Origin of the sequence: Brevibacillus sp. SAFN-007a (assembly GCF_051967035.1) — a bacterium.
Lineage (GTDB): Bacteria > Bacillota > Bacilli > Brevibacillales > Brevibacillaceae > Brevibacillus.
Genome location: NZ_JBQCKK010000010.1, coordinates 115,219 through 138,918 on the forward strand (window position 1 = coordinate 115,219; position 23,700 = coordinate 138,918).

The 23,700-nt window shown below is 53.3% G+C and carries 21 protein-coding genes and 3 pseudogenes; 4 read left to right on the plus strand and 20 right to left on the minus strand.

Translation table 11 applies throughout. From position 1 onward, the window contains the following. Positions 1-35: 35 nt before the first annotated feature. The 16 genes and pseudogenes from ACTHO6_RS12895 to ACTHO6_RS12970 form a co-directional block, all read right to left on the minus strand. Positions 36-890, minus strand: coding sequence for an ABC transporter substrate-binding protein (locus tag ACTHO6_RS12895; protein WP_440241976.1), 855 nt, complete (start codon positions 888-890; stop codon positions 36-38). Between the two features lie 44 nt (positions 891-934). Continuing rightward, the gene (locus ACTHO6_RS12900) at positions 935-1,663 is read right to left on the minus strand and encodes an amino acid ABC transporter ATP-binding protein (protein ID WP_440241977.1); all 729 of its coding nucleotides are present in this window, start codon (positions 1,661-1,663) and stop codon (positions 935-937) included. Positions 1,664-1,893: 230 nt separating this feature from the next. Further along, positions 1,894-2,176: pseudogene (locus tag ACTHO6_RS12905) on the minus strand (DUF5698 domain-containing protein). A 66-nt stretch (positions 2,177-2,242) separates the two neighbouring features. After that, positions 2,243-2,554: a DUF3817 domain-containing protein gene (locus ACTHO6_RS12910; RefSeq protein WP_440241979.1), complete on the minus strand. Its 312-nt coding sequence runs from the start codon at positions 2,552-2,554 to the stop codon at positions 2,243-2,245. Positions 2,555-2,708: 154 nt separating this feature from the next. Next, entirely contained in the window at positions 2,709-4,223 is a 1,515-nt protein-coding gene (locus ACTHO6_RS12915) for an MDR family MFS transporter (protein ID WP_440241980.1), read from the minus strand. A 176-nt stretch (positions 4,224-4,399) separates the two neighbouring features. Next, positions 4,400-4,969 carry an FAD-dependent oxidoreductase gene (locus tag ACTHO6_RS12920; protein ID WP_440241981.1) on the minus strand — a complete coding sequence of 190 codons (570 nt, stop codon included), beginning with the start codon at positions 4,967-4,969 and terminating at the stop codon, positions 4,400-4,402. A 156-nt stretch (positions 4,970-5,125) separates the two neighbouring features. Then, complete coding sequence (gene cyoD / locus ACTHO6_RS12925; protein ID WP_440241982.1) at positions 5,126-5,443, minus strand: cytochrome o ubiquinol oxidase subunit IV; 318 nt, start codon at positions 5,441-5,443, stop codon at positions 5,126-5,128. 1 nt (position 5,444) lies between these two features. Further along, on the minus strand, positions 5,445-6,047 hold the full coding sequence (gene cyoC / locus ACTHO6_RS12930) for a cytochrome o ubiquinol oxidase subunit III (RefSeq protein WP_440242001.1): 603 nt from the start codon (positions 6,045-6,047) through the stop codon (positions 5,445-5,447). A gap of 2 nt (positions 6,048-6,049) precedes the next feature. Next, positions 6,050-8,020 carry a cbb3-type cytochrome c oxidase subunit I gene (locus tag ACTHO6_RS12935; RefSeq protein ID WP_440241983.1) on the minus strand — a complete coding sequence of 657 codons (1,971 nt, stop codon included), beginning with the start codon at positions 8,018-8,020 and terminating at the stop codon, positions 6,050-6,052. 23 nt (positions 8,021-8,043) lie between these two features. Continuing rightward, positions 8,044-9,018: a cytochrome aa3 quinol oxidase subunit II gene (gene qoxA / locus ACTHO6_RS12940; protein ID WP_440241984.1), complete on the minus strand. Its 975-nt coding sequence runs from the start codon at positions 9,016-9,018 to the stop codon at positions 8,044-8,046. Positions 9,019-9,549: 531 nt separating this feature from the next. Next, positions 9,550-9,762, minus strand: coding sequence for a hypothetical protein (locus tag ACTHO6_RS12945; protein ID WP_440241985.1), 213 nt, complete (start codon positions 9,760-9,762; stop codon positions 9,550-9,552). A gap of 352 nt (positions 9,763-10,114) precedes the next feature. Continuing rightward, complete coding sequence (locus tag ACTHO6_RS12950) at positions 10,115-10,795, minus strand: TerC family protein (RefSeq protein ID WP_440241986.1); 681 nt, start codon at positions 10,793-10,795, stop codon at positions 10,115-10,117. 213 nt (positions 10,796-11,008) lie between these two features. After that, positions 11,009-11,335, minus strand: a complete 327-nt coding sequence (locus ACTHO6_RS12955; protein WP_440241987.1) for a hypothetical protein — start codon at positions 11,333-11,335, stop codon at positions 11,009-11,011. 250 nt (positions 11,336-11,585) lie between these two features. Then, positions 11,586-11,774 (minus strand): annotated as a pseudogene (locus ACTHO6_RS12960) (hypothetical protein); the annotation flags it as partial. Between the two features lie 333 nt (positions 11,775-12,107). Next, the gene (locus ACTHO6_RS12965; protein ID WP_440241988.1) at positions 12,108-13,043 is read right to left on the minus strand and encodes a 3-hydroxyacyl-CoA dehydrogenase family protein; all 936 of its coding nucleotides are present in this window, start codon (positions 13,041-13,043) and stop codon (positions 12,108-12,110) included. 139 nt (positions 13,044-13,182) lie between these two features. Beyond that, positions 13,183-14,604, minus strand: a complete 1,422-nt coding sequence (locus tag ACTHO6_RS12970; RefSeq protein WP_440241989.1) for a SpoVR family protein — start codon at positions 14,602-14,604, stop codon at positions 13,183-13,185. 394 nt (positions 14,605-14,998) lie between these two features. Here ACTHO6_RS12970 and ACTHO6_RS12975 point away from each other — a divergent pair, with 394 nt between their 5' ends. Beyond that, positions 14,999-15,571, plus strand: a complete 573-nt coding sequence (locus tag ACTHO6_RS12975; protein ID WP_440241990.1) for a hypothetical protein — start codon at positions 14,999-15,001, stop codon at positions 15,569-15,571. Between the two features lie 137 nt (positions 15,572-15,708). On the opposite strand, the gene ACTHO6_RS12980 is transcribed toward ACTHO6_RS12975, so the two are convergent. Next, a complete protein-coding gene (locus tag ACTHO6_RS12980) occupies positions 15,709-15,891 on the minus strand; it encodes a hypothetical protein (protein ID WP_440241991.1) in 183 nt (60 codons plus the stop codon). Between the two features lie 205 nt (positions 15,892-16,096). Here ACTHO6_RS12980 and ACTHO6_RS12985 point away from each other — a divergent pair, with 205 nt between their 5' ends. The 3 genes from ACTHO6_RS12985 (at position 16,097) to helD (ending at position 19,920) form a co-directional block, all read left to right on the plus strand. Next, entirely contained in the window at positions 16,097-16,471 is a 375-nt protein-coding gene (locus ACTHO6_RS12985; protein WP_440241992.1) for a DUF423 domain-containing protein, read from the plus strand. 168 nt (positions 16,472-16,639) lie between these two features. After that, positions 16,640-17,257 (plus strand): DUF6143 family protein, encoded by a 618-nt coding sequence (locus ACTHO6_RS12990; protein ID WP_440241993.1) that lies wholly within the window; start codon positions 16,640-16,642, stop codon positions 17,255-17,257. A gap of 296 nt (positions 17,258-17,553) precedes the next feature. Further along, entirely contained in the window at positions 17,554-19,920 is a 2,367-nt protein-coding gene (gene helD, locus ACTHO6_RS12995) for an RNA polymerase recycling motor HelD (protein ID WP_440241994.1), read from the plus strand. A 33-nt stretch (positions 19,921-19,953) separates the two neighbouring features. On the opposite strand, the gene ACTHO6_RS13000 is transcribed toward helD, so the two are convergent. The 3 genes and pseudogenes from ACTHO6_RS13000 to ACTHO6_RS13010 form a co-directional block, all read right to left on the minus strand. Continuing rightward, positions 19,954-20,310: a DoxX family protein gene (locus ACTHO6_RS13000; protein WP_440241995.1), complete on the minus strand. Its 357-nt coding sequence runs from the start codon at positions 20,308-20,310 to the stop codon at positions 19,954-19,956. A gap of 155 nt (positions 20,311-20,465) precedes the next feature. Then, a complete protein-coding gene (locus tag ACTHO6_RS13005) occupies positions 20,466-21,428 on the minus strand; it encodes a metal-dependent hydrolase (protein WP_440241996.1) in 963 nt (320 codons plus the stop codon). 284 nt (positions 21,429-21,712) lie between these two features. Then, positions 21,713-23,493: pseudogene (locus ACTHO6_RS13010) on the minus strand (M3 family oligoendopeptidase). Between the last annotated feature and the right edge of the window lie 207 nt (positions 23,494-23,700).

Consider the following 23,700-nt stretch of genomic DNA (forward strand, 5'->3'; position numbering starts at 1 on the left):
GAGTGAACCGCTCATCCGTCATGGAGTCGAACCGCTTATTTGGTTGGTTTTTCCCCGATCCATTTTTCATAAATCTTGTCGTACTCACCGTTTTCCTTCATTTCTTTCAACACGTCGTTTACCGTTTTCACAAACTCGGCGTCGCCTTTTTTGATCGCGATTCCGTACGGCTCTTCGGTGAAGGTTTCTTCCGTTACGCGGTAGTTTGGATCTTGCTTCGCCATTCCGTACAACAGCGCGTTATCGGTCGTCAGCGCGTCACCTTGTCCAGCTTTGAGCGCCGTAAAGGCTTCCGCGTAGTTTTCAAATTCAAGCACTTCGACATCCGGTGCGCTCTCGCGAATGTTTTTCGCGGAGGTCGAGCCTTTTGCGGTCAGCACTTTCATGCCTTTTTGCAAGTCTTTCAGACTGTTAATCGGGCTGTCCTTTTTCACCAGCAAGGACTGGCCTGCCATGAAGTACACATCGGAGAAGTCTACTTCTTTTTTGCGTTCCTCGGTAATGGTCATTGTCGCGATAATCGCGTCGATCTCGCCGTTTTTCAGCATCGGGATGCGCGTTTTGGAGGTAACTTCCTTCAGCTCGATTTTGTTTTCGTCGCCGAGCACTTTTTTCGCAATCGCTTTGGCGATGTCGATGTCGAAGCCTTCTACGTTTCCTGTCGCCGGGTCTTTCAAACCGAACAGGTTCAGGTCGTACTTCACGCCTACGACAAACTTGTCTCTTTCCTTGATTTTAGCCAATGTTCCGGTACCGGTTGCCGCCCCTGTCCCCGCAGCGCCTTCTGTGCCTCCTTCGGTCTTACCCCCGCCACAGCCTGCGAGTGCGGTAGCGCTAAGCATCAAAACAAGACCCATACCTGCGAGTTTTTTCCATACACTTTTCTTCATCTGAATGACCCCTCATCTCTTTTTTTATGGTTGAATGTAAATATCTAGTGATTCAAAATCCGGCTCAGGAACAGGCGCGCACGCTCTTCCTGCGGATTTTCGAAAAATTCCTGCGGCGTAGCTTCTTCGAGAATTCTGCCCTGATCCATGAACACGATCCGGTCCGCCACCTCGCGGGCAAAGCCCATTTCGTGCGTGACGACGACCATCGTCATGCCTTCCTGCGCCAGCTTTTTCATGACGTCCAGCACTTCCCCGATCGTCTCGGGATCGAGCGCCGAGGTCGGCTCGTCAAACAGCATGATTTTCGGCCGCATGGCCAGTCCGCGCGCAATCGCGACACGCTGCTGCTGACCGCCGGAGAGCTGATTCGGAAATTTTTCCGCCTTTTCCGGAATTCCCACTTTTTCCAGGTAATAGAGGGCGGTTTCCTCCGCTTCCTTCTGCGATACGCCCAGCACCTTGATCGGCGCCAGCGTAATGTTTTCCAGCACTGTTTTGTGCGGGTACAGATTAAAATGCTGGAACACCATGCCGATATTGCGGCGCAGCTTGTTGATGTCGGTGTTTTTGTCGTTTACTTTTATCCCGTCCACCAGCAATTCTCCGCTTGTAACCGCTTCCAATCGGTTGATACAGCGAACCAGCGTACTTTTTCCCGAACCAGACGGGCCAATGACGACGACAACTTCTCCCTGGTTGATATGCAGGTCGATGTTTTTCAGGACGTGAAAGCTCCCGTAATGTTTGTTCACTTGATGAAAACTAATCAACCAGATCCCCCCTTGCTCTCTGTCATAGTTTGTATCGTAATTGACGAACTACTCGAATCTACAGAAAAATACAAAGTGTTTTATTTTTCTTTATCATTTTTCTACACAGCTAGACGAAAAACGGGAGGCTCGATGGGGCACAGGGGCATGAAAAACAAACAGCCAGCCGCTCCTTGCCGTTTGGCCTGGAGACGACTGGCATCATTTTCCTGAAAAAAGAACGGCTGCTCCTACTGCCGCAAGCGATTGACCCAGAAGCCGCCCTTGAGATTTTGAGGCTCAAAGGAGACGACAAAGGCTTTTGGCGCCATTTCGTGGATCAGCTGCCACAGTTTTTTTTCGTTGCTGCGTTTGGTCAATGGCGAGTCCTTTCAAATAGACGAATACTTCCACCATCGCCAACAGCGAAGCCAGCAATCGGTAACCTTTAATCACCATCAACAGTCGCAGCGTGAAGCACGACACGTACAAAATGTTGATCCCGATGATGATCCACACAAACTCGAAGCCCATTGCTCCCCGCCCCCTTATCAACATTGGAACATGGAGCTAAAAGGACGGGTGCGATGACCCGTCCTTTTAGCTGTAAACGCTGTTGTTCGATTGTTCTTTTTTCAGTCGCGCATCCAGCACGAAGTTCCCGAATGGCAAGAGTGAAGCGAGAAAGGCTCCGATCACCTTGAGAATGGACCATCTGTCTTTCCAGGTAACATGAGCCAGTGCCAAAAGGTAAAGGACAAAAAACAGCCCATGCAGCGATCCGACGATTTTTACTGCGGCCGGAAAATCGAGCCAATACTTGAGCGGCATGGCAATCAAGAGCAATACCAGATACGAGATTCCTTCGATAATGCCGATGACGCGAAAACGTCCGAGTGCAGTCTTCATCATATGCAGCTACCATCCTTGCCTGTCATTATCATCATTATAAAGGATAAACGATCGAAAGAACGGGAACCATTCATTGTTCATAATAAATTCAAAACTAGCGAAGCCCGTTCGAGCACAAGACCGTACAACCCCATGCCCCTCGATTACCTGGTCTTCAGGATTGGGGTGCGGGGCGTTTTTTGCCCCCGCCGAGCACGCTCTCGTTCCCCATCAGCGCAATACAGATCACTGCGAGAACGGCAGGAATGAGCGCCCACATAAACGTGTGGGCAATCGAGGAAGCGAGAATATCCGTGATCGTCTCCAGCACAGGAGCCGGAATCGCCGCTCGTGCTTCCGGCGTCAATATCGCCCGCGGGTCCGTAATCGCACCCGCTGCCCCTTGCCCTGAAAAGGCTGCCGCCATGCCGTTTTCAAACTGGTTGCGTTGCAGGATACCGAACACGGTAATCCCCAGCGTCATCCCGAGCGAGCGGGAAAACGAGTTAGTTGAGCTGGCCGAGCCTCTCTGCCGCATGTCGAAGCCGTGAATCGCCGACATCCCTAACACGGAAAAGGAAAAGCCGACGCCAAAGCCTGTCAGAATCATGTAGACGGTGACAGTCGAACGGGCCACGTCTGGCGACAATGTACTGAGCAGAAAAATCCCCGGTACGAAAAAGACAGCGGACAACAGCATAATGTTGCGGAAACTCGTCTTCGTCGTAAGAAATCCGCCCAGCTGACTTCCGCATACAGAAGCGAGCATCATCGGCGTCAAGAGCAGGCCGGAATGGGAGGCAGACCCGCCGTACACGCCTTGAATGAAGATCGGCAAGTAGACCGTCGTAATGATAAAAGCCGCGCCGTACAAGAGAGCGACCGCATTGGTCGTCGCAAACAGCCTCTGTCGAAACATCGCAAACGAAATAATCGGTTCGGACGCTTTCTTTTCCACAAACAAAAAAATGACGAACAGCAGCAAAAAGGCCGCGAACAGTCCTGTAATCTGCACGGAGTCCCAGGCGTACTGATTGCCGCCAAGCTCCAGCGCAAACATCAGGCTGACAACCGCTCCCACAAGCGTGATCGCTCCCCACCAGTCGATGCTCTGCTTGCGATGCTCCAGCGACTCCCTGTAGTACACGGCGATCAACCAGAGCGACAACGCCCCGATCGGCACATTGATGTAAAAAATCCAGTGCCAGCTGGCATATTCCGTAATATACGCGCCGAGCAACGGCCCCAGTACGCTGGACGTGCCGAAAACCGCCCCGAACAGCCCCGTCATTTTCCCGCGCTTTTCCGGCGGAAACACATCAAAAATGATCGTGAAGGCAATCGGCATCAAAGCGCCGCCACCAATCCCCTGAATCGCCCGATACATGCTCAGCTCCACAATACTGCTGGCCGTTCCGCACAAAATCGAGCCTGCTAAAAAAACGATCAGGCCGAAGACGTAAAACCGCTTGCGTCCGTACATGTCGGACAGCTTTCCGAAGATGGGCATCCCGGCCATCGTCGCAACCATGTAGGCGGACGTCACCCAGACGAATTTGTCCATGCCGCCCATCTCGCCCACGATCGTCGCCATGGCTGTCGCCACGATCGTGTTGTCCATCGACGCCATCAACAGCCCCAGCATAAGCGATGCGACGACAAAATTTACCTTGCTTTCTTTGGCAATCATTGCCGTTATCCTCCCCATCCGTCAATTCAAACGATACTAGCGAGCATCGTCCCATCGGACCCAGGCCAAAGCAGAGGGCCGGAAGTTTTTTCGCAACCGCCATCCCGTCTTTGCTTGGCGGGCCCTGTCCAAAAAAGCACCTTCTCCGTGAAAAGAGAAGGTGCATGGACATCTACTCAGTTTGTTTTCAGCACATCGTGATCGACGTAACGCTCGCCATTCAGTTCGCTAATGACGTTAATCGCGACTTTGGCCCCGTCACCAGCGGTAATGATTGTATGTACGCTCACCCCTGCGCACGTGCCTGCCGCCCAGATGCCTTCGATGTTCGTTTTTCCTTGTGCGTCAACGTCTACCACCGTCTTGATGCGCGGCTCGGTGCCATCCTTCGTCTTGACGCCGATCTCTTCCGCGAGCGCTACTACCGCGCCTGTCGCCAGAATGACATGCTTCGCTTCGAACGAGCCTTTTTCTGCTGTTTCGACGACCAAGCCCTGCTCGGTTTTCCTCACGTTCGTTACCTGGTCTTCTACCAGCTCGGCCCCGAATTTGGCAGCCTGCTTTTTCCCTGTCTCAATCAGGTCAGGACCCGAGATTTCCATGATGCCATAATGGTTTTCCAGCCACGCGCGCTTGGTCATGCTCTTGTCGTTGTCAATCAGCAGCGTCTTTTTCCCTGCTTTCGCAGCAAACAAGGCTGCGCTCCCACCCGCTGGACCTGCTCCTACAATGACGATATCAAACAAAGAAATCTCCCCTTTCCAAAATCCGTTACACAACATAATTATATACTTTGTTTTGAAAAAGAAAAGGGCTTGGGAAGCAGCGGAGCAAGAAAAAGGCGCGAAACAAGCAGCTGATCGCTTGTCTCACGCCTTTGTTTTTATTCACCAGGCCCGTGCCTAGTATTTGTTGAACATCATGATCCAGATCGAACCCGCGATGATCGTAAACACGATCACAATCCCCAGAATCAATGTCTGTACATTGTAGCGCGGCTTTTCTCCCTCACGAATGTGCATGAAGAAGAACAATTGGACAACGAATTGCAAGATGGCCATCACCAGGATCGTAATGACGAGAGCCGTTTTTTCCATCATCTGGTTCATAACCAGCACCAGCGGGATAATGGTCAGCACAATCGAGAGGATGAAGCCGATCACGTACGACTTCAGCGACCCGTGATTGTGATGATCGCCGTGATTGTGATGTTGTGTCATCTTACATCACCCCCATCAGATAGACAACTGTGAAGAGGAAGATCCACACAACGTCCAGGAAGTGCCAGTACAAGCTCAGGTTGGTGATTTTGCGGCGCGTCACCGCCGTAATGCCGTGGCGCTTCACCTGCATCATCAGCGCGGCCATCCAGAACAGACCGACGGTTACGTGCAACCCGTGCGTACCTACCAGGGTGAAGAAGGCGGACCAGTAACCGCTAGTCGCGATGGTTGCTCCTTCATGCACCAAATGCGTAAACTCGTTGATTTCCAGCACGACGAAGGCCAGACCCAGCAAGGCCGTTACAGCCAGCCATGCGATCAGTTCTTTTACCTTGCCTTTGTTCATCGCCAGCACAGCCAGTCCGCTGGTAAAACTACTGGTCAACAGGATAAAGGTCGAAGCGATGATCCCAGGCATTTGAAACAATTCTTTTCCAGTCGGCCCGCCTGCAAAGTTACTCATCAATACCGCATAGGTGGCGAACAGCGTACCGAACAAAATGCAGTCCGTTACAACGAAAATCCAGAAGCCAAGAACCTTTAGTTGCTCATGCTCTTCATGATGGTCGTGTCCATGACTATGGTCGTGATGATTAGCCATCATTACAACACCCTCCCCAGTGAAGCCTCCGTGCGACGCACTTCATCCACCGGTACGTAATAATCCGTATCATATTGGAAGGAGCGTACCCACATGCACACGGCAACTCCGATGAATCCAACTACGGCCATCCATACCCATTCAAACGTGAAGCCAAATCCGATCAAGAACCAGAAGTTCGACATGATAATCGGAATACCCGAGTTCTTCGGCATATGGATCGGTTCCAAATGCACCGGTTCTTGTTTATACGTGCCGTTTGCTTTTGCTTGTTTGGTTGCCCACCAGTCATCCGCTTCTTTCACTTGCGGAACGACGGCGAAGTTGTAGAACGGCACAGGAGATGGAAGCGACCACTCCAGGGTACGTGCATCCCATGGATCTCCTGTCGTATCCTTTTCTCCGTGCTTGATGCTGTACGCGATTTGCCATACTTGGAAAATGAAGCCGATCCCCATCAAGAAGGCCCCGATGGTCGATACGAGGTTGAGGTCCTCCCAACCGCGATCCCAGCCGTATGTGTAGTAACGGCGAGTCATCCCCATGAAACCAAGCGCGTATTGCGGCATAAAGCATACGTAGAAACCAATGTTCCAGAACCAGAAGCCCCAACGTCCCAGCTTCTCATCCAGCTTGAAGCCGAACAGTTTTGGCCACCAGTAGTAAATACCTGCCAGGTAACCGAACACAACCCCACCGATCAATACTTGGTGGAAGTGAGCGATCAGGAAGTAGCTGTTATGGTACTGATAGTCAGCCGGAGCTACCGCCAGCATAACCCCAGTCGCTCCCCCTACGAGGAAGCACGGAATGAAGGCAATGGTCCACAGCATCGGTTGTTTAAAGGATATCCGACCACGGAACATCGTAAACAGCCAGTTAAACACCTTCACCCCGGTCGGGATCGCAATAATCATGGTGGTTATCGCAAAGAAGGCGATAACGCTAGCGCTTGTCCCCATGGTGAAGAAGTGGTGAGCCCATGTGAAGAAAGAGGCAATCGCAATGACCATGAGCGCCCACACCATGGATTTGTAACCGAAAATGCGCTTGCGCGAGAAGGTCGCAACGACCTCAGAGAAAATACCGAATGCTGGCACAACGACGATGTATACCTCAGGGTGTCCCCACATCCAGATGAGGTTGAGGTACATCATCGGGTTACCGCCGCCGTCCATCGTGAAGAAGTGCGCACCTGCAAAACGGTCAAGGAACAACAGGGCGATGGTAACAGTCAAGATCGGGAAAGCAAAGATAATCATGATGCTGGACGACAGTACGGACCAGGTGAACAGCGGCATTTTGGTAAGCGTCATACCTGGTGCACGCATTTTGAGAATCGTCACGATAAAGTTGATACCTGTTGCCAAACTACCGATACCGGAGATCTGAATTCCCCAGATCCAGAAGTTTTGCCCTGGTCCCGGACTGAAATCATTTTGCGACAATGGCGGATAAGACAGCCAGCCTGCGTCCGGAGAACCCCCGATAACGAAAGACAGGTTGAACAGCATGGCGCCCAGGAAGAACAGCCAGAAGCTGAGCGCGTTCAAAAACGGAAACGCAACGTCGCGCGCCCCGATTTGCAGCGGCACGACCATGTTGAACAAAGCGAACATCATCGGCATCGCCATGAACAAAATCATGATCGTACCGTGCGTGGTAAAGATCGCGTTATAGTGATCGGCATGCAGGAATTCCACATTCGGAAATGCCAGCTGCAGACGCATCAGCAGGGCGTCCACCCCACCGCGGAACAGCATGAGAAGCGATGAAATCAGGTACATGATCCCGATGCGTTTATGGTCAACGGTAGTCAACCATTCGCGCCAGAGCCAACCCCATTTTTTGTATTTGGTCAGGACAAACACGATCGCGAGTATTGTCAGCACAATCGATACGTCCGCACCGTAAATCAGCGGGTCACCCGTTACAAAGAACGTGGATGCAAATTCTTTAATGTCCTCCCACACGTGGTATTCCTCCTCCCTCTTGCCTAGTGTTTCATACTGGAATGATCCATTCCGTTCATGTTGCTCATCTCCGTAGACTCTTGCGACGTTTCCTTTGCCTTGTCGCCTGTCGGAGCAGGCGGTTGTTGCATCACATGATCCATATCGTGACCATGGCTGTATCGTTGCACAATCTCTTCAAACAAGCCTTTCGGGAAGGCAGAATACAGCTTTTTCTCCGACAATCCTTGTTTTTTCAGCTCGTTGTAGTCTTCTTTGGTCATGGCTGGCGCCGTACCTTTCACTTCCTTGACCCACTGGTCAAACTCTTCTTGCGGCTTCGCTACAACTTTAAACTGCATGTGAGCGAATTTCTCACCGGAGAAGTTGGCACTGAATCCGGCGTATTCGCCTGGCTCGTCTGCCTGGAGGTACAGTTCGGTTGCCATCCCTGCCATCGCGTATATCTGTCCGCCCAGCGAAGGTACCCAGAACGAGTTCATCGGCGCTTCCGCAGAAATCTGGAAGCGAATCGGTACGCCGACCGGAATCTCCAGATAATTGACCGTCGCAATGTTCTGTTCCGGATAAGTAAACATCCATTTCCAATCCAGCGCGGTCACTTGCACCGTCATCGGCGCCACTTCTTTGTTCGGCGACTCTTTCAGCGCGTACGTATCGCGAACGGTGAAGTAGCCCAGGATCGCAATGATGACCACCGGAATTCCCCACCAGATTGCCTCAAGAGCCGAGTTATGTGCCCACTCTGGCTTATAAGGTGCCTTGTTGTCCGGTTTATCCCGATATCGATAAACGATAAAAGCGGTAAGCGCAAGAACCGGAACAATGATGACGGCGCACAATATCGCGGAAATGATAATGAGATTGTACTGCAACTCTGCTACAGGTCCCTTAGGGTTCAAGACAAGATACTCACTACCACAGCCTGAAAGCAGGACGGTGGTTAACGCTGCCAAGATCCAAAAGTGGATTTGCCTCAGCATTTTTCCTCCACTCATTCTCCAAATCCCTCCTCTTTCACAAAACAACAAGCATCTGACAAATGGTGCGTCCGCTATTCGCGTGCGCCTTCCCGCTGCGTCTTTCACGGCAGAAGCCGGCATCCGGCTTCGCGCTGACTCAGCAGAGATTTTTTTAACGAAAGTGAACATACCAGATAACCGCATATCCATACTATCAAAGACGAAGAAATTTTGTACTTGTTTTTTGGGACGTTCAAGAATTCGTAGCTTTTCTGTGACAAAGTGTTCACGAAGCAGTCACGAGTTGCTCAAATTCTTGTTAGGAATCTCCTCTACTACACATCCGCCACCAAAAATGGTTGGGATATCCAAATAAAAAATCCCCGCCTCATTCTTTCAATTCCAATAAAAAATGCCCTCTTTTTGGAAAATCTCCAAAAAGAAGGCTGCGCCGCGCATTTTGCCTGAACGGTATTCGATTCTCCTTGCGTAAAAACAAAAAAACCTCTCAGAAAAAGGGACGCAATGAGAGGTTTTCTTCATGGAAGGGGTCGTGGCTTCATTCTGTCACGCTTCTTTTTTACGCAGATTCATCAAGCGGAACACCGTGCTCATGATGAAGATGTTCATGCCTGCGATCAAAAATCCGATCGAGACCATCAATGGGAGGTTCTCCGACCTGAAATCGCTTGCAGTAAACGCCATCAACAATCCTCCGATTACAATTGCCGTCCAGGCGATCCATTTCAGCATGTCAGCCGCTCTTTTATCCGTATTCATGGTTCAAAACCCCTGTCGTTTTGGTTTTTCCCTTGCTTTGCTTTCTTTCGTTGTATATATTGTAACACAAATTTCACTTTTTGTTCATGTTTTGTTCAAATTTTTATCGAAAATTTGTCAAAACTTTTTTCACAAACCTATTGGAAAAGCCATTGTTACATTTTTCCTTTGTGAATGATTTGTGAATCGTTCCTTTTTGTTGATCGACAGAGGTTTTTTTGCTCATTTTTTCGCTTGCGCCCGTCCGCTTTGCACAAAAAAGCCTGCAGCTTTGCTTCACGCAAAAAGACTGCAGGCTTTCTCTGAAAAACGAACGCGCGCAACCATCAGGATTCGAGGCAGCGCAAGAGGGTTACGAGCAGCGGATCTGTCGTTCTCCCCCCGATTTGCGCTGCACGTAGGCGCCTACGGCAATGACAACCAGCGCCAAAGCGACTGGCAAAATCACATGCAGCGCTGGCAGCAGTCCTTCCAGAAACGCTCCGACTACCTTGTCGCCGACGATCATCTCGCCAGCCGTGTACCCTAATAAAGCCGCGCCCAACCGGACGATGATCGGAAAACGATTCATCAACCGCATCAGCAGTTGGCTGCCCCAAATAATCAACGGGATGCTGACGGCGAGTCCGATGACGACGAGCAACATGTTTCCGTTCGCGGCACCCGCTACAGCAATGACATTGTCCAGACTCATGATGAGGTCGGCGAAAATAATCGTCCGCAGCGCCTCCAGCATGCTCGATCCGCCGCTCATCCGGCTCTCCTCTTCGTCCCCCTTCAACAGCTTGACCGCGATCCAGATAAGAAAAAGCCCTCCGATCACCTGAACAAACGGGATTTGGAGCAGCCAAATCGCCAGAAAGGTCAAGACGACCCGCAGCCCGATCGCTCCAAAGCCTCCCCAGAAGACCGCTTTCTTTTGCAAATCTGGGCGCAAGTTGCGACAAGCCATCGCGATTACGACGGCATTGTCCCCACTCAAGACCAGATTGACGATGATGATTTGTAGTAAGCTAAGTAACCATTCTGTCATGATGGTCCCTCCAAAGACGATGATAGTGACAATCATAGACCTTTTTCGTCGCGGGTGCAGCAGTTTTTCGCATGTACCTGCACTTTTCGGCCGTAAGCGCTGTCAAAAACAGGAAAGGTCTGCCGGCAGCAACAGACATTTCTCCCCATTCGCGGTTCATTACGCCGTGTCCGGCGAGACTGGCAAGGTTGATCGGGAGCGGCCCGTTGCCGTTTAGCTTTGCCTCTTGTATCCGTACACCGAATGATCCGCTTTTACTTTTCGAATCGCATACCGGACGGGCAGCCCTCTCGCCACCCAGCGCAGCGCGGACAAGATGTTTGACTCGCTTTCAAACTGCTCCACGATGCATACCGTCTTTTCATTTATATACGCCTGCAACTCCTCCCAGCCCATGGACGAATAGCGATCCTTGCCGTACGTTTGGAGCGCCAAAAAGTCTTCCCGCTTTGGCTCCTTCAACTGCAACAGCCGCTGGATGGCCCTGGCGCACTCAGCGTGGACGGCTGGGCTGGACGCGCTGGTGAAACGGTCATTCATTGGCACATGCCTCTTTTCTGCTTGTAGCTGTCCTCCTAGCATAAGCAATCCCGCTGCTTCCGACAACCCGGTCTGTCCAACAGTCGAAGTCTTCGCCCAGAAGCCCGGTGAAGCCTGTGCCGTCCAGCTGGAAAAAGCCCGTCCCGGCGAAACAAGCTTCGCCATGAACGGAGGAATGGTAGGTCCGGCTCCGGCAAGTCGACCTGCTTTGCGTGCCAGCCGGGAAACGCGCCGGCAGAAAAAAGGCAATAAAAAAGCCGTCATCACTTTGGCAGGATAACGGCCTCTTGTGCTTCTGCTGATTCAGTTTTTCCGCTTTGGTCTTCGTCGATCGCTGCCTCATGTCGGCAAAGGCGAAGATGCTTCTGTTCAGCTCCGGGTTGCGCTTGCCTTCTCGCGCCAGCTTTTCCCGCTGCTTGCGTGCGTTGCTTTTTGCCATGCTCCTCACTCCTTTTCGTCCGGCAGCCCGCAGTCTCCATGGATGCAGTTGCCGTCCTTGGTGCTATCATAGTACGGCTGCCAGCGGGATGCAACAAAAATACTCGTTGTTGGCGGTGGAGCAAAAACCATGACAGCAAGCTCCCTACCGCACGCGACCTGTCCATTTCATTTCCCCGGAAAAGTCCCCCCTGCTCTGCGTTGTGAGCAAGGAGGGCTTACAAAAGCTCTCGTTCTTTGTACACTGGAGCCGTCGTCCGATGCAACCGCCAGGATGACTTCGCTTGGGCGAGCAGATCGGGAGACGTCCCGCCCTTTTTGCGCCGCTATCGTTCTAGCGGCTTTTTTTCAGCTTGGCCAAGCGGATGAACTGCTCGTCTCTGGCATGCAGCTTTTCGGCGACGGAGACGTGCTCGTATGAGTAGAGGCCCGTCCCCGATTTGGTTCCCAGCTCGCCTTTTTCCACGCGCTCGGCAATGATCGCCGGAGCCGTTGTGGACGCATTCAGCTCTGGCGCCAAATTGTCCATGACCCGCTTCCACGTATCGAGGCCGCCGAAGTCAGCCGTCTCGATCGGACCGACAAACGCCCAGCGGAACCCGATGCCTTCCTTCATGACTGTATCGATATCCTCCGCATCGGCCACGCCTTCCGCCAGCAAATGGAACGCTTCTCTCATCAACGCCGTTTGCAGCCTGTTGGCGATAAAGCCGGGGACATCTTTTTTCAGCAGCACGGGCGCCTTGCCAATCTGCTTCATCAGCTCGACCGTCGCCGCAACGACCTCGTCCGCCGTTTTTTCGTGGCGCACGATCTCGACCAGCGGAACCAGCTGCGCCGGATTGAAAAAGTGGGTGATGATAAAGCGGTGCGGCGACTGCGCTTTTTCGATCAGCCGCGCAATCGAAAACGTCGAGGTGTTGGACGCGATGATCGCCTCCGGCTTCGCGTACTGCTCCAGCGCCGCAAACAGCTGCCACTTCAGCTCGATCACTTCCGGCACCGCTTCGGTAATCACATCGGCAGCGGCTACTGCCTGCTCCAAATCGGTAGTCAGCGTGATCCGCTCCAGCGCGGAGAACTTGTCCTGCTCGGCAATGACTTTCTCTTGTACCAGCAAAGCCAGGCTTTGTTCGATGCTCGCCCTGGCTTTTTGCAGCAAATCTTCCTGCAGGTCATACAGCGAAACAGAAAAGCCTGCCTGCGCATAAACCTGGGCGATCCCGTGCCCCATAACCCCTGATCCGATCACTGCTACGTGCTTTGTCATAGGAAGAACCTCCCGTGAAGTAGATAAATCGCTCTTTCTTCAAAAAATTTCAACAATCTGCGAATAAATCCTGCCCGATCCAACAGAAAAGCCGCCCATCCGGCTGCTGCTGCAACCGGACGTACGGCTTTCTTTTGCTTTACAAAAATCGGCGATGCACCTTTTTGCCATCGTAGGTGAACATGACTTGGCGATCTTCCACGGTCGTCTCCAGATGGACATTTTTTCCCCACAGCGTGTAAACGTAGGGCAGCGTTTTCTCCACGTACTTCACATCCAGCTCCAAGCCTTCGAAATGATGCTTGAGCAAAAGCTCCCCTGCCCTTAAATAGTCTCCGTCGTGTACCACCACATACGGGAAGCCGCCGTTGACCCTTGTGCCAGCAAGACCGTCGCGCACCTGCTCCCACTGTTTTTCGGCCACAACCCAGTCGTTGCCCTGCTTGCCGAACATGTACAGGTCCAGATCGCTCACCAGCTCTTTGGTCAGGAAGTTGCGAATAAAGCTGATATCCGATTCCAGCTCGCGGACTTCAAAAATTTTCGCGCGCCCCTCTCCCGGCTTGCGGCCGAAGCGCTCCTGCTCTTCTTTGGTCGGATTGTCCCAGCGCCGTTCAATATCCTCGAAAATTTTCAAACCGAGATGATAGGGATTAATACTTGTCGTCGACGGCTGGATGACGGAGGAATGCAGCTTGGCAAATTCAATCGTCTCCGACTCCGTCAAATCCAGCTCGCGCAAAATGCGCATGTGCCAGTAGGTCGCCCAGCCCTCGTTCATGATCTTCGTCTCCAACTGCGGCCAGAAGTAGAGCATTTCGTCGCGAATGATCGTCAGCACATCCCGCTGCCAATCGTCCAGCACATTGCTGTACTCCATGATGAACAACAGCAAATCTTTTTCCGGCTCAGGCGGGAATCGGCGCACCTGCTTGGCCGGATCGGCCTCCACTTTTTCTTTGCGGTCCAGGCGCCACAGGTCGTCGTACGGCGAAGTCCGCTCGCTCTTGCCTTTTTTGACCGGCTCTTCCGACTCCCGCTTCCACCTCAGCTTGGGACGAAGCAGGCTCGGATCGATGTGCTCCTGAATCGCCAGACTCGCATCCAGAAGGTTTTCGACCGCTTCCTTGCCGTACTCGATCTCGTACTGGCGAATCCGCTCGCTGCTGGCGGCCATGCTCTCGACCATGTCGCGATTCGTGTTGGAGAAGCGCATGTTGTTTTTGAAAAAATCGCAGTGGGCCAGCACGTGGGCTACGATCAGCTTGTTTTGGATCAGGGAGTTGCCGTCGAGCAAAAACGCGTAGCACGGGTTGGAGTTGATGACCAGCTCGTAAATTTTGCTCAGGTTCAGGTCGTATTGCAGTTTCATCCGATAGAAGCTCTTCCCGAAGCTCCAGTGCGAAAATCTGGTCGGCATCCCGTACGCGCCAAACGTATAAATGATATCCGCCGGGCAGATTTCGTATCGCATCGGATAAAAATCAAGGTTGAACCCCTTGGCTATCTCCGTGATCTCATCAATGGATCGCTCCAGTTCTTTGCGTTCGTCGCCTGTCATTGTCTTTCCCCCTCCATTCGCCACAGCCTACTTTATGTATATGGGGCAGATGGGGAAAAGAAGCCCGCCTTCTTGTGAAAAAACCGTCTTTGCTACAGTTTGTCTGTTTGGGTGTGGAGGGACAAAAAAGCTCCTCCTCGTTCGGGACGACGCAGGGAAAATCGAAGTGCCAAGCTGGTGTATCTACAGCTTCGTTGTCGACACAACTTTCTCACCGATTTGTTGGATTAAAGCCGAAGTATTCCGTTGGAAGACACCGAAAACTATGATTGCAGTTCTCTCATTCCCCAATCATAATGAGGATCGGATGGAAGGAAGCGGAATACGCAGAATACAATCAGCTTGAGAGGGGCTACCCTAAATAGCCTCTCTCTTAATCTTAGGAGTAGAAATTATGTTGACCATAAAGACCCATTTGCTTCGAACAACGGAGGAACTGCTCAAAAAATTTCCTAACATGCACCTACACAAAATAATAGCTGCCTATCCAAATGATTGTTACATCGATATGGAAGACGAATCTGGAATGACCGATTTTCAGCGCAACATAAAAGAAGACTATAATGAATACTGCATAACGATCCATTATCACCGTTCCACGATTGTATCGTCTGAGTTTAGAGGGATTGAGCTATGGTATTCCTATATTCATTTGTTGAATAAATACATTCGGGAAGGTACGGCTGTAGAAGACTATGGGATTGATCCTATTGAATTTGTATTAGAAACACCAGATATCCATGTCGTCCGGTTCTCCATACGCAATTCAACTGACAAGCAAGAAATGGTAGTAGCAGATTTGCCCAAAAAAGAATTTCTGTCTAAAATGATTGAGGCCGCCACAAGGTACTACGAAACCATGATACGATACCAGCCCAAATACGCGCATCAATACAACAGGGTTGCTAAGCATATCACGTACATTGCAGAGTCAATAAATAACGTACATGGAGAGGGCTTCTATTAATTAATGAAAGCCATGTTGCCACTTGTTCCCGTTCATACGGACATTTGTAACCCGCGTTCCCCCCTCTTTGTCCACTCTCGGAACAGAAAAAAGCGCCCCCGCATCAGGAGGCGCCTTTGTTATCGCTTGCATGGTCCTTATCTCTGGAACCAGTCGCGCACGCCAGTATAAATAAGAGCGCCCGAGAAGACCAGCACGGCGATGAGTCCAACTCCATCGACAATCGGATTCAAGCCATTCAGGAACGTGCCATCCAACGGAGCTTTCAGGAAAGCATAGCCGCCGAGAAGACCCCCAGCCAAGGAAAGCCATTTGCTCATGTTCACGTCACCTCCCTAGGCAACAGCCTGACAAATGAAGCCGCTGCATACCTTCACTCTATGCCGCAGGCTGACAAGCGGTCTGTACGATTGTCCCGCCGACTGTTCATCAAATTGCAATTGGGCATAGCCCTTCGTTGTGCGGTACAATAACCGTGGACACCTATCTATGTATTGTGGAAAACGCAGAAGGAGGAAAACACGCATGAAGCTGTTTTTGCTGCTGGGCAGTATAAGCGGCTTTCTTTCTGTCGCGTTTGGCGCTTTTGGCGCTCACGCCCTGAAAGAAAAGCTGGACGAATATTCACTTGGCATTTTCCATACGGGAGTGACGTACCAGACCACTCACGCTCTGGCGCTCGTGCTCGTCGCCTTGCTGCTCAAATGGTACCCGGACTCTTCGGGTCTCGTCTGGGCCGGATGGTGCTTTGCCGCCGGAACACTGATTTTCTCCGGCAGCCTCTACACGCTGGCGATGACCGGGATCAAAGTGCTTGGGGCGATTACGCCGATTGGCGGTGTCTTGTTCCTCGCCGGTTGGGCGCTGCTCGCCATCCATGCCTGGAAAATTGTCTCGTAACATCAGAGGTTGCCACGCGCTTGCGCCCATTTCTCGCTGATTTGGGCGTTTTTTCTTGCCCACATCGCGGGCAGGCTCTGGCCCACCCTCATCGACACCCTCGCCGGACGTACGCCATATGCTGTAGGGCTGGCACTACCTGATCTCGCTTGTAAGGAGAGGAAACCGATGACAAAATCCCCCTACGCGCGTCCCTCCTACTATTACGGCCTGCCTGACATGTACATGCAGATGGGATACTTTCCTTTCCCTACGCCGCCTCCCCCGGCGCAACTGACCCGAAACAGCCCTTACGCCCATCCACTGACCGACCCTTGTCAATCGTTCATGGGACAGACGGAACACATCGACGTTTCGGATGGCGAGTACGGCTTCGCTTCCCTGGTCAATCCGCTGCGTTCCAGCGTTCTTTTATACGTAAACCAGTGGCTCCTCACCAATTTTTCTTCCGCACCCATCCAGGCACAGATCTGGTTTGGCAAAGCGAGCAGCATCGGGAAGGCGAAGACATCGAGCCAGGTGACGTCCGGCTACATCCAGCTCGCTGCCTGCCCGGCTGCCCAGGGGCAGATCCGGTTCGGATCAGGCGGCGCTCACGACGAGCCGGATGGCGTGTTTGCCTCCACACGAATCTTTCCGCCGCTGACCACGGCGGGAGCCGAGCCGCATGGACAGTGGGTGATCGGTCCGGGCATGGCCATGGTGCTCCGCGTCCCGCATGCAGGGGAAAAACCGAGCTTTTCCTTCTTTGCGAACTGGTGGGAGCAGCCCTTGTATGAAGCCTAGCAGCCAAAAAGGAAAAAGCCCACCGCTTTTTCCTTTACATAATAGCCGCCTTCTTCTTTGACCAAACGAAAATGAAAAAGCGAAGACAGGCGCGGATCGCACCGTCTTCGCTATCGACTTCACTATATTTCTACAGGCCCATGTTGAAAATCCAATTCCCCTCTGTTACAATGGAAATTGGTCTTTTGGTTTCTATATCCGATACGTTCACTATAATCCCAATTTAATAGTAACACATTGGATTCCATTTGTCAAACCTGAAGATCAAAAATGGGGAATGAAAAAGGAGCGGTACCATGAGCGCTACTGAGCAAGACAGGCAAAACGAGCAACAACGGGTTGAGACGGTCATCGCAGAAATCAGCAGGCGGATTTCCACGCTCAAGGAGCAGGTGCAAGGCGTGAGCGAAGAGATCGTCGGAATCCGCAAGCATTTTTGGGACGACGTGACAGTCAACTTCGCGGATGCCACCGAGGCGATCGAAACTTACGTCAGCATCAAGCAGCAAGCTGAAGTGTTGTCGGAGCGGGAACGCAGCCATCGTCATGTCCAGCATCAGTTGCGTACCATGCAGCGATTGTTGCACGCTCCCTATTTTGGCCGGATTGATTTTCGCGAAGAAACCGAGCCCCACTCCGAGCGCATTTATTTAGGCATCGCGTCGCTATTGGACCAAAACGACGAGCATTTTCTCGTCTACGACTGGCGCGCGCCGATTTCCAGCCTGTACTACGACTATTCGCCAGGCCCCGCCCAGTACGATACGCCAAGCGGAGTCGTTTCCGGCGAGATTACGTGCAAGCGGCAATACATCATTCGCGACGGCAAGCTGCTCCACATGTTCGATACAGGCGTGACGATTGGCGACGAGCTTTTGCAGGAAGTGTTGGGCAAGCAAGCCGACTCGCACATGCGCAGCATCGTCGCTACGATCCAGCGCGACCAGAACCGGATCATCCGCAACGAAAAAAGCCGACTGCTGATCGTCTCCGGGGCGGCCGGCAGCGGCAAAACGTCTGCGGCGCTACAGCGCGTCGCCTATTTGCTCTATCGCTACCGCAAGACGCTGACTGCGGACCAGATTGTCCTGTTCTCCCCCAATTCGCTGTTCAACAGCTACATCTCGACGGTTTTGCCGGAGCTGGGCGAGGAAAACATGCAGCAGACGACCTTCCAGGAGTATGCGGAGCATCGGCTTGGCGATGTTTTTCGCCTGGAAAACCCGCTGGAGCAGATGGAGTACGTGCTGACGGCAAACGACCAACCGGAGTACGAGGCGCGGCTGGCCGCCATCCGCTTCAAATCGTCCGCGCTGTTTTTGCAGGCCATGGATCGGTACGCCAATCGGCTGATGCAGGCCGGGATTGTGTTTCGTCCGATCGTATTTCGCAACCGGACGCTTCTCTCCGCCGCGCACATCCACGAGCTGTTTTATGCGCTGGACCCCTCTCTGCCGATTCCAAACCGGATGAACCTGGTAGCCCGAGCCTTGCTGGCAGAACTCAAGCAGCTGGAGCGGCGTGAACGGACGCAGCCGTGGGTCGAGGACGAAATGGAAATGCTCGACAAAGACGCATTCGCGGCCGCCTACCAGCAGATGCGACGCAAACAACAGTTTCGCGAGGACTCGTTCGACGACTTTGACCGCGAGCAGGAGCTGTTGGCAAAACGGATCGTCAACCAGCATTTTCAGCCGATTCGCGACTTTGTTGCCGCGCTGCAATTCATAGATACGAAGGCCACTTACGAGCAGCTGTATGCCGATCCTCAGTTACTCAGTCAACTGCTGCCGGACGAACAAAGCCACATTCCGGAGACGTGGCCCGCGATCTGCGCCTTGACGCTTGGGCAACTCGAACAGGCACAGCTGGCCCAGGAAGACATTCCGCCCTACCTGTACTTGCGGGAGCGGCTGGAAGGCCGACAGACGAACAACCTCGTTCGCCATGTTTTCCTTGATGAAGCCCAGGATTACTCCGCCTTCCAGTTCGCGCTCATCAAGAGCCTGTTTCCGCGCGCCAAAATGACGGTGCTCGGCGACTGGAACCAGGCCATTTACGCGCACGCATCCCACAACGAAAGCTTTGATACCGTCGCGTCCCTGTTTGACCCGCAAGAGACGGAGACGTTCGTCCTGACCAAAAGCTATCGTTCTACCTTGCCTATTGTGCAGTTTACGCGGCAGCTGGTGGCGGGCGGCGAGCAGATCGAGCCGTTCAATCGGGCTGGTCTGCTCCCTACGGTAACCAAGGTCCGCAGCCTCGCTGAGCAAACGGAGCAGATTGAGGCTTGTATCCAAAAGCTGGCGGCCAACGGACACAAGACGATTGCCGTCATCACCAAAACGGCAGCAGAAGCCGAACAAGCCTACGAAAGGCTTGTCAAGCGCTTGCCGATCCGGCTGATTACGACTTCGACCTTGTCCTACGATACCGGCTGTCTCGTCATCCCGGCCTACCTGGCAAAAGGAGTCGAATTCGACGCGGTCATCATTTTCGACGCGTCCAGCGCAAGCTACAGCCAGGAAAGCGAGCGCAAACTGTTTTACACAGCCTGCACGCGGGCCATGCACGAGTTGCACCTGTACTACCTCCAGGAAAAAACGCCTTTTCTTGAGGCTGTATCCGCCGATAGCTACCGGCATCGTCAGACGGACCACTAACAAATGCGCAAGACCCGGCTGCGCTCTTTGCGCCTAGTCGGGCCTTGCTTTTGTCTGTTTGAGGCCGACACAAATCGTCACCGCAAGTAAAATCAGGTCCAGCTCGTATCCCCCGATAAACCCTTGCTTCCACTTCACGGTCACAATCGCTCCTGTCATAACCCCTGCGAGCCACCAGGCGGCATATTTTTCCCCGATGCCGAGCAGAAAGGCAAGCCCGCCGACCAGCTCGATCCCGAGCACCAGATAGGCGAGCCACCACGGCAAGCCGAGAGCGCCAAACATGTGGGTGACAGCGCCCATCCCCTTTTGCAGCTTCGCCAGTCCGTGCAGCAAAAACAGCAAGCCTGTCGCCATCCGCAGGACCGTGAACGCTTTTTCGTAGGCCATCGCCGTGTCCCCCCTCTCTTCCCTACCATATGCCGGACGCTGGACAATCAGTCGCTCGCTTTTTCCATGTAGCCCTTACAAACGAACACGCAAACAGGGCTGGCGCGGCCCGCAGCATGTGCACTGACGGCCAGCACAAGCCCTGTTGGTTCGGCTTAGACAAAAGGCGGGTCCCAGGCTTTTTTGCGCCAGCCAAGCCGATACTCCACGACGTTCAGCTCGCGATCCAGCACGACATCGACGCCAAACGGCAGCTTCCGGTCGTACCAGAAGCGCACGTCGCTCCAGGTGACCTCGTAGCCGTCCTGCCGTTCCTTCCAGGTGACATGGATTCGTTGGGCGAAACCGAGAAAAGCCCGCACGCCGTCCACACCAACAGTCGCCTGGATAATCTCATCGCGGCGCTGTTTGGGATAGACGTCTTCCAAGCACACATGATCGTACTCGATTCTTCCGGTATAAAATCGCTGTTCGGCCTCGATTACAAATCGCCAGCGATACGGATGAAAGCTGGGCAAAACGTGACAAACACCGTCTGTGTGCAAGGCGCTTTTCACCCGTTTGACCTGGCGCTGGTGCTGCCAGGCACGCATGCCGATGTACGCAAAGGTCATCGCGTAGACGGCTGGGAACAGCACTGCGGCTTCTCCGTCGAAGCCGATCCACCAAACAGCCGCCGCCAAGTGGAGCGCGAACAAAAACGGCTCGAAAATCGCCAGTACGTCAAGATGTACCCAACGTCGACTGAACGGCCGGTTGCATTGTACGCCGTACGCGTTCAGCATGTCGAGGAAGACGTGCAGCACGACAGCCAATAGCGTCCAGCCGTACAACATGCCCCCATGTTCCATCTGCCCAAAGCCCCAGGCAATGGGAAGCGAGATGATGAGCGGCCAGAGAAACAAGGCGGGAATCGAATGAGTGATCCCCCGATGAAAACGGATGTAAAAAGAGATGCCGCGAAGTCTTGCCACCGTGTCAAAATCAGGGGCGTGAGAGCCGACTACCGTTGCGAGCATGACCGCTTGCGCCAATGCCGGATCGTGCGCAACGGCAGGAGTGAGTTGGGCCAGGCCCGCGAGCGTGACCCCGAACAACAGATGACTGGCAGTGTCCATGATGATCCCTCCCTTTGCCTGCGATCCCTTCTCTTTTACTGTACAAAACGAACAGCGAGATTTTCGTAAAGCGCAGGTAAACGTTATCGGAAGCTTTTCAAGAGCAGCTTTACAAAATCTCCACGAATCGAGCCAAAACGTCCCTGTCTATTGGGACGTCTATTGGATCGCACGCAAGCGGGCAGCGCTCCCTCCGAACACACAGCGAGGCGTTCTCGAAAAAAAGCAGCCTGTCACCGAAGCGACAGACTGCTTTCTCATTCTCATGCGCGTATCCTGCTTGTTTACGTCAGACGCAAGAATTCGTCGATGTCGGCCACAGCCAGATCGACTGCTTTTTGCCAGAACTCGACCGTCGTCATGTCTTCGCCCAGATGCTTCTTCGCCAAATCTTCGACCATCAGGCGGCCCGTATCCCGCAGAAGCGCATCGTATTTCGCCGCAAAGCTCGCGCCTTCCTCCAGCGCCCGCGCATACACGCTCAAGCTGAACAAGTAGCCGAAGGTGTAGGGGAAGTTGTAAAACGGATAGGTCGTGATATAAAAATGCAGCTTGGACGCCCAGAAATGCGGCTCGTATTCCGCCAGGGCACCTTGGAACGCGGTCTTTTGCGCCTCTTCCATGAGGCGGTCCAGCTCGGCTGCGCTCACCAGACCTTTTTTGCGCTGCTCGTAGAAGTTCTTCTCGAACAGGAAGCGCGCGTGAATGTTCATGAAGAACGCGACGACAGATTGCAGCTTGTCTTCGAGCAACACGAGGCGCTCCTCGTCATTGGCCGCATTTTTCACCGCAGCGTCCGCGAGAATCATCTCGGCAAACGTCGAGGCGGTTTCCGCTACGTTCATCGCGTAGTTTTGGGCGAGCGGCGGCAAATCCCACATCACTTGCTGATGGTACGCGTGTCCCAGCTCGTGCGCGAGCGTGGAGACATTGCTTGCGTTTCCGGCGTACGTCATGAAGATGCGCGACTGCTTGCTCACAGGAAAGCTCGTGCAGAAGCCTCCCGGACGTTTTCCCGGGCGATCCTCCGCCTCGATCCAGCCTTCCTCAAACGCTTTTTTGGCAAACTGCGCCATGCTCGGATTGAATCGGTTGAAATGCTCGACGATCAAGGCCGCTGCCTCTTCGTACGATACTTTTTTGTGGACGCTTCCCACCGGAGCGGATACGTCGGACCAGCTCAGCTTGTCGATGCCAAGCAGCTTGGCCTTGCGCTCCAGATAGGCAACGAGGCGGTCTTTGCGATTGTCGATGGCTTGCCACATCGCCTCAAGCGTTTTTTCCTGCATCCGGCCGATGTCGAGCGGCTCGCGCAGCACGGAATCCCAGCCACGGTGGCGGTACAAGGCCAGACGAAAGCCGCCCAGGTGATTCAGTGCTTGGGCGCACAGCTCGGTTTCCTTGCCCCAGGCTTCTTTCCATTTGGCAAACACCTGATTGCGGACGGCGCGATCCGGATGGCTCATCAGGTTGGAGGCTTGCCCGACAGACAGCTGCTTCGTCTCCCCGTCCAGCTCTACCTCAATCGTCATGCGGCCCACCACGGCGTTGTACAAGTCCTGCCAGGCGTGGTATCCATCCACAGCCAGGTCGCTCGCCAATACTTCCTGCTCAGGCGGCAGCTTTTCCTGGGCACGGCGGCGGCGCTCGTTCAGCACGAAAGCGAGCGGCTGCATCTCCCGATCCGCCAGCAAGCTGTTCCATGCCGCCTCGTCGATGCGCAGCAGTTGTTCATCCCAGCGTGTCAACACGGCGCCAAAGGCAGCCGAGATCGTTTTCACCCGTCCGCCGAGCAGCTTGGCCGGTTCATCCTTCACGTTTTGCGCGGTCAGGCAAGAGATGAACGCCCCCGCTTGTCTTATCCGCACCGCGATGCTCTGCACCTCGGACACGAGCTCCATAAACGGCGCCTTTCCTCCAGGGCGAGTGCCGCCTCTTCTACGCGGGCTTTTACTTGCGCAATGTCTTTTTCCAACTGTTCCAGAAATGCCAGAAACGCGCTTGATTCGCTTCCACCGGGAAATAGTACATCCAAATCCCAGCGCTGCGGCAATGTGTTCGTCATAAGTACCCCCTCCTCAACAACTCTTGATAAAATAAATTCTATAAGAAAGCAGGCGGTTCCTTCTAGTTTATGCAGTTCGCCCGTATTGCCAGTCATCGACGTGCCATCCGCCATCCGCAAAGCCAACAACAGTCATAACCACCGGCTTAGCCGGTGGCTTCCATTAGCCCTATAAGGGCATGTTACAAGCAAGCGCCTCAAAGGCGC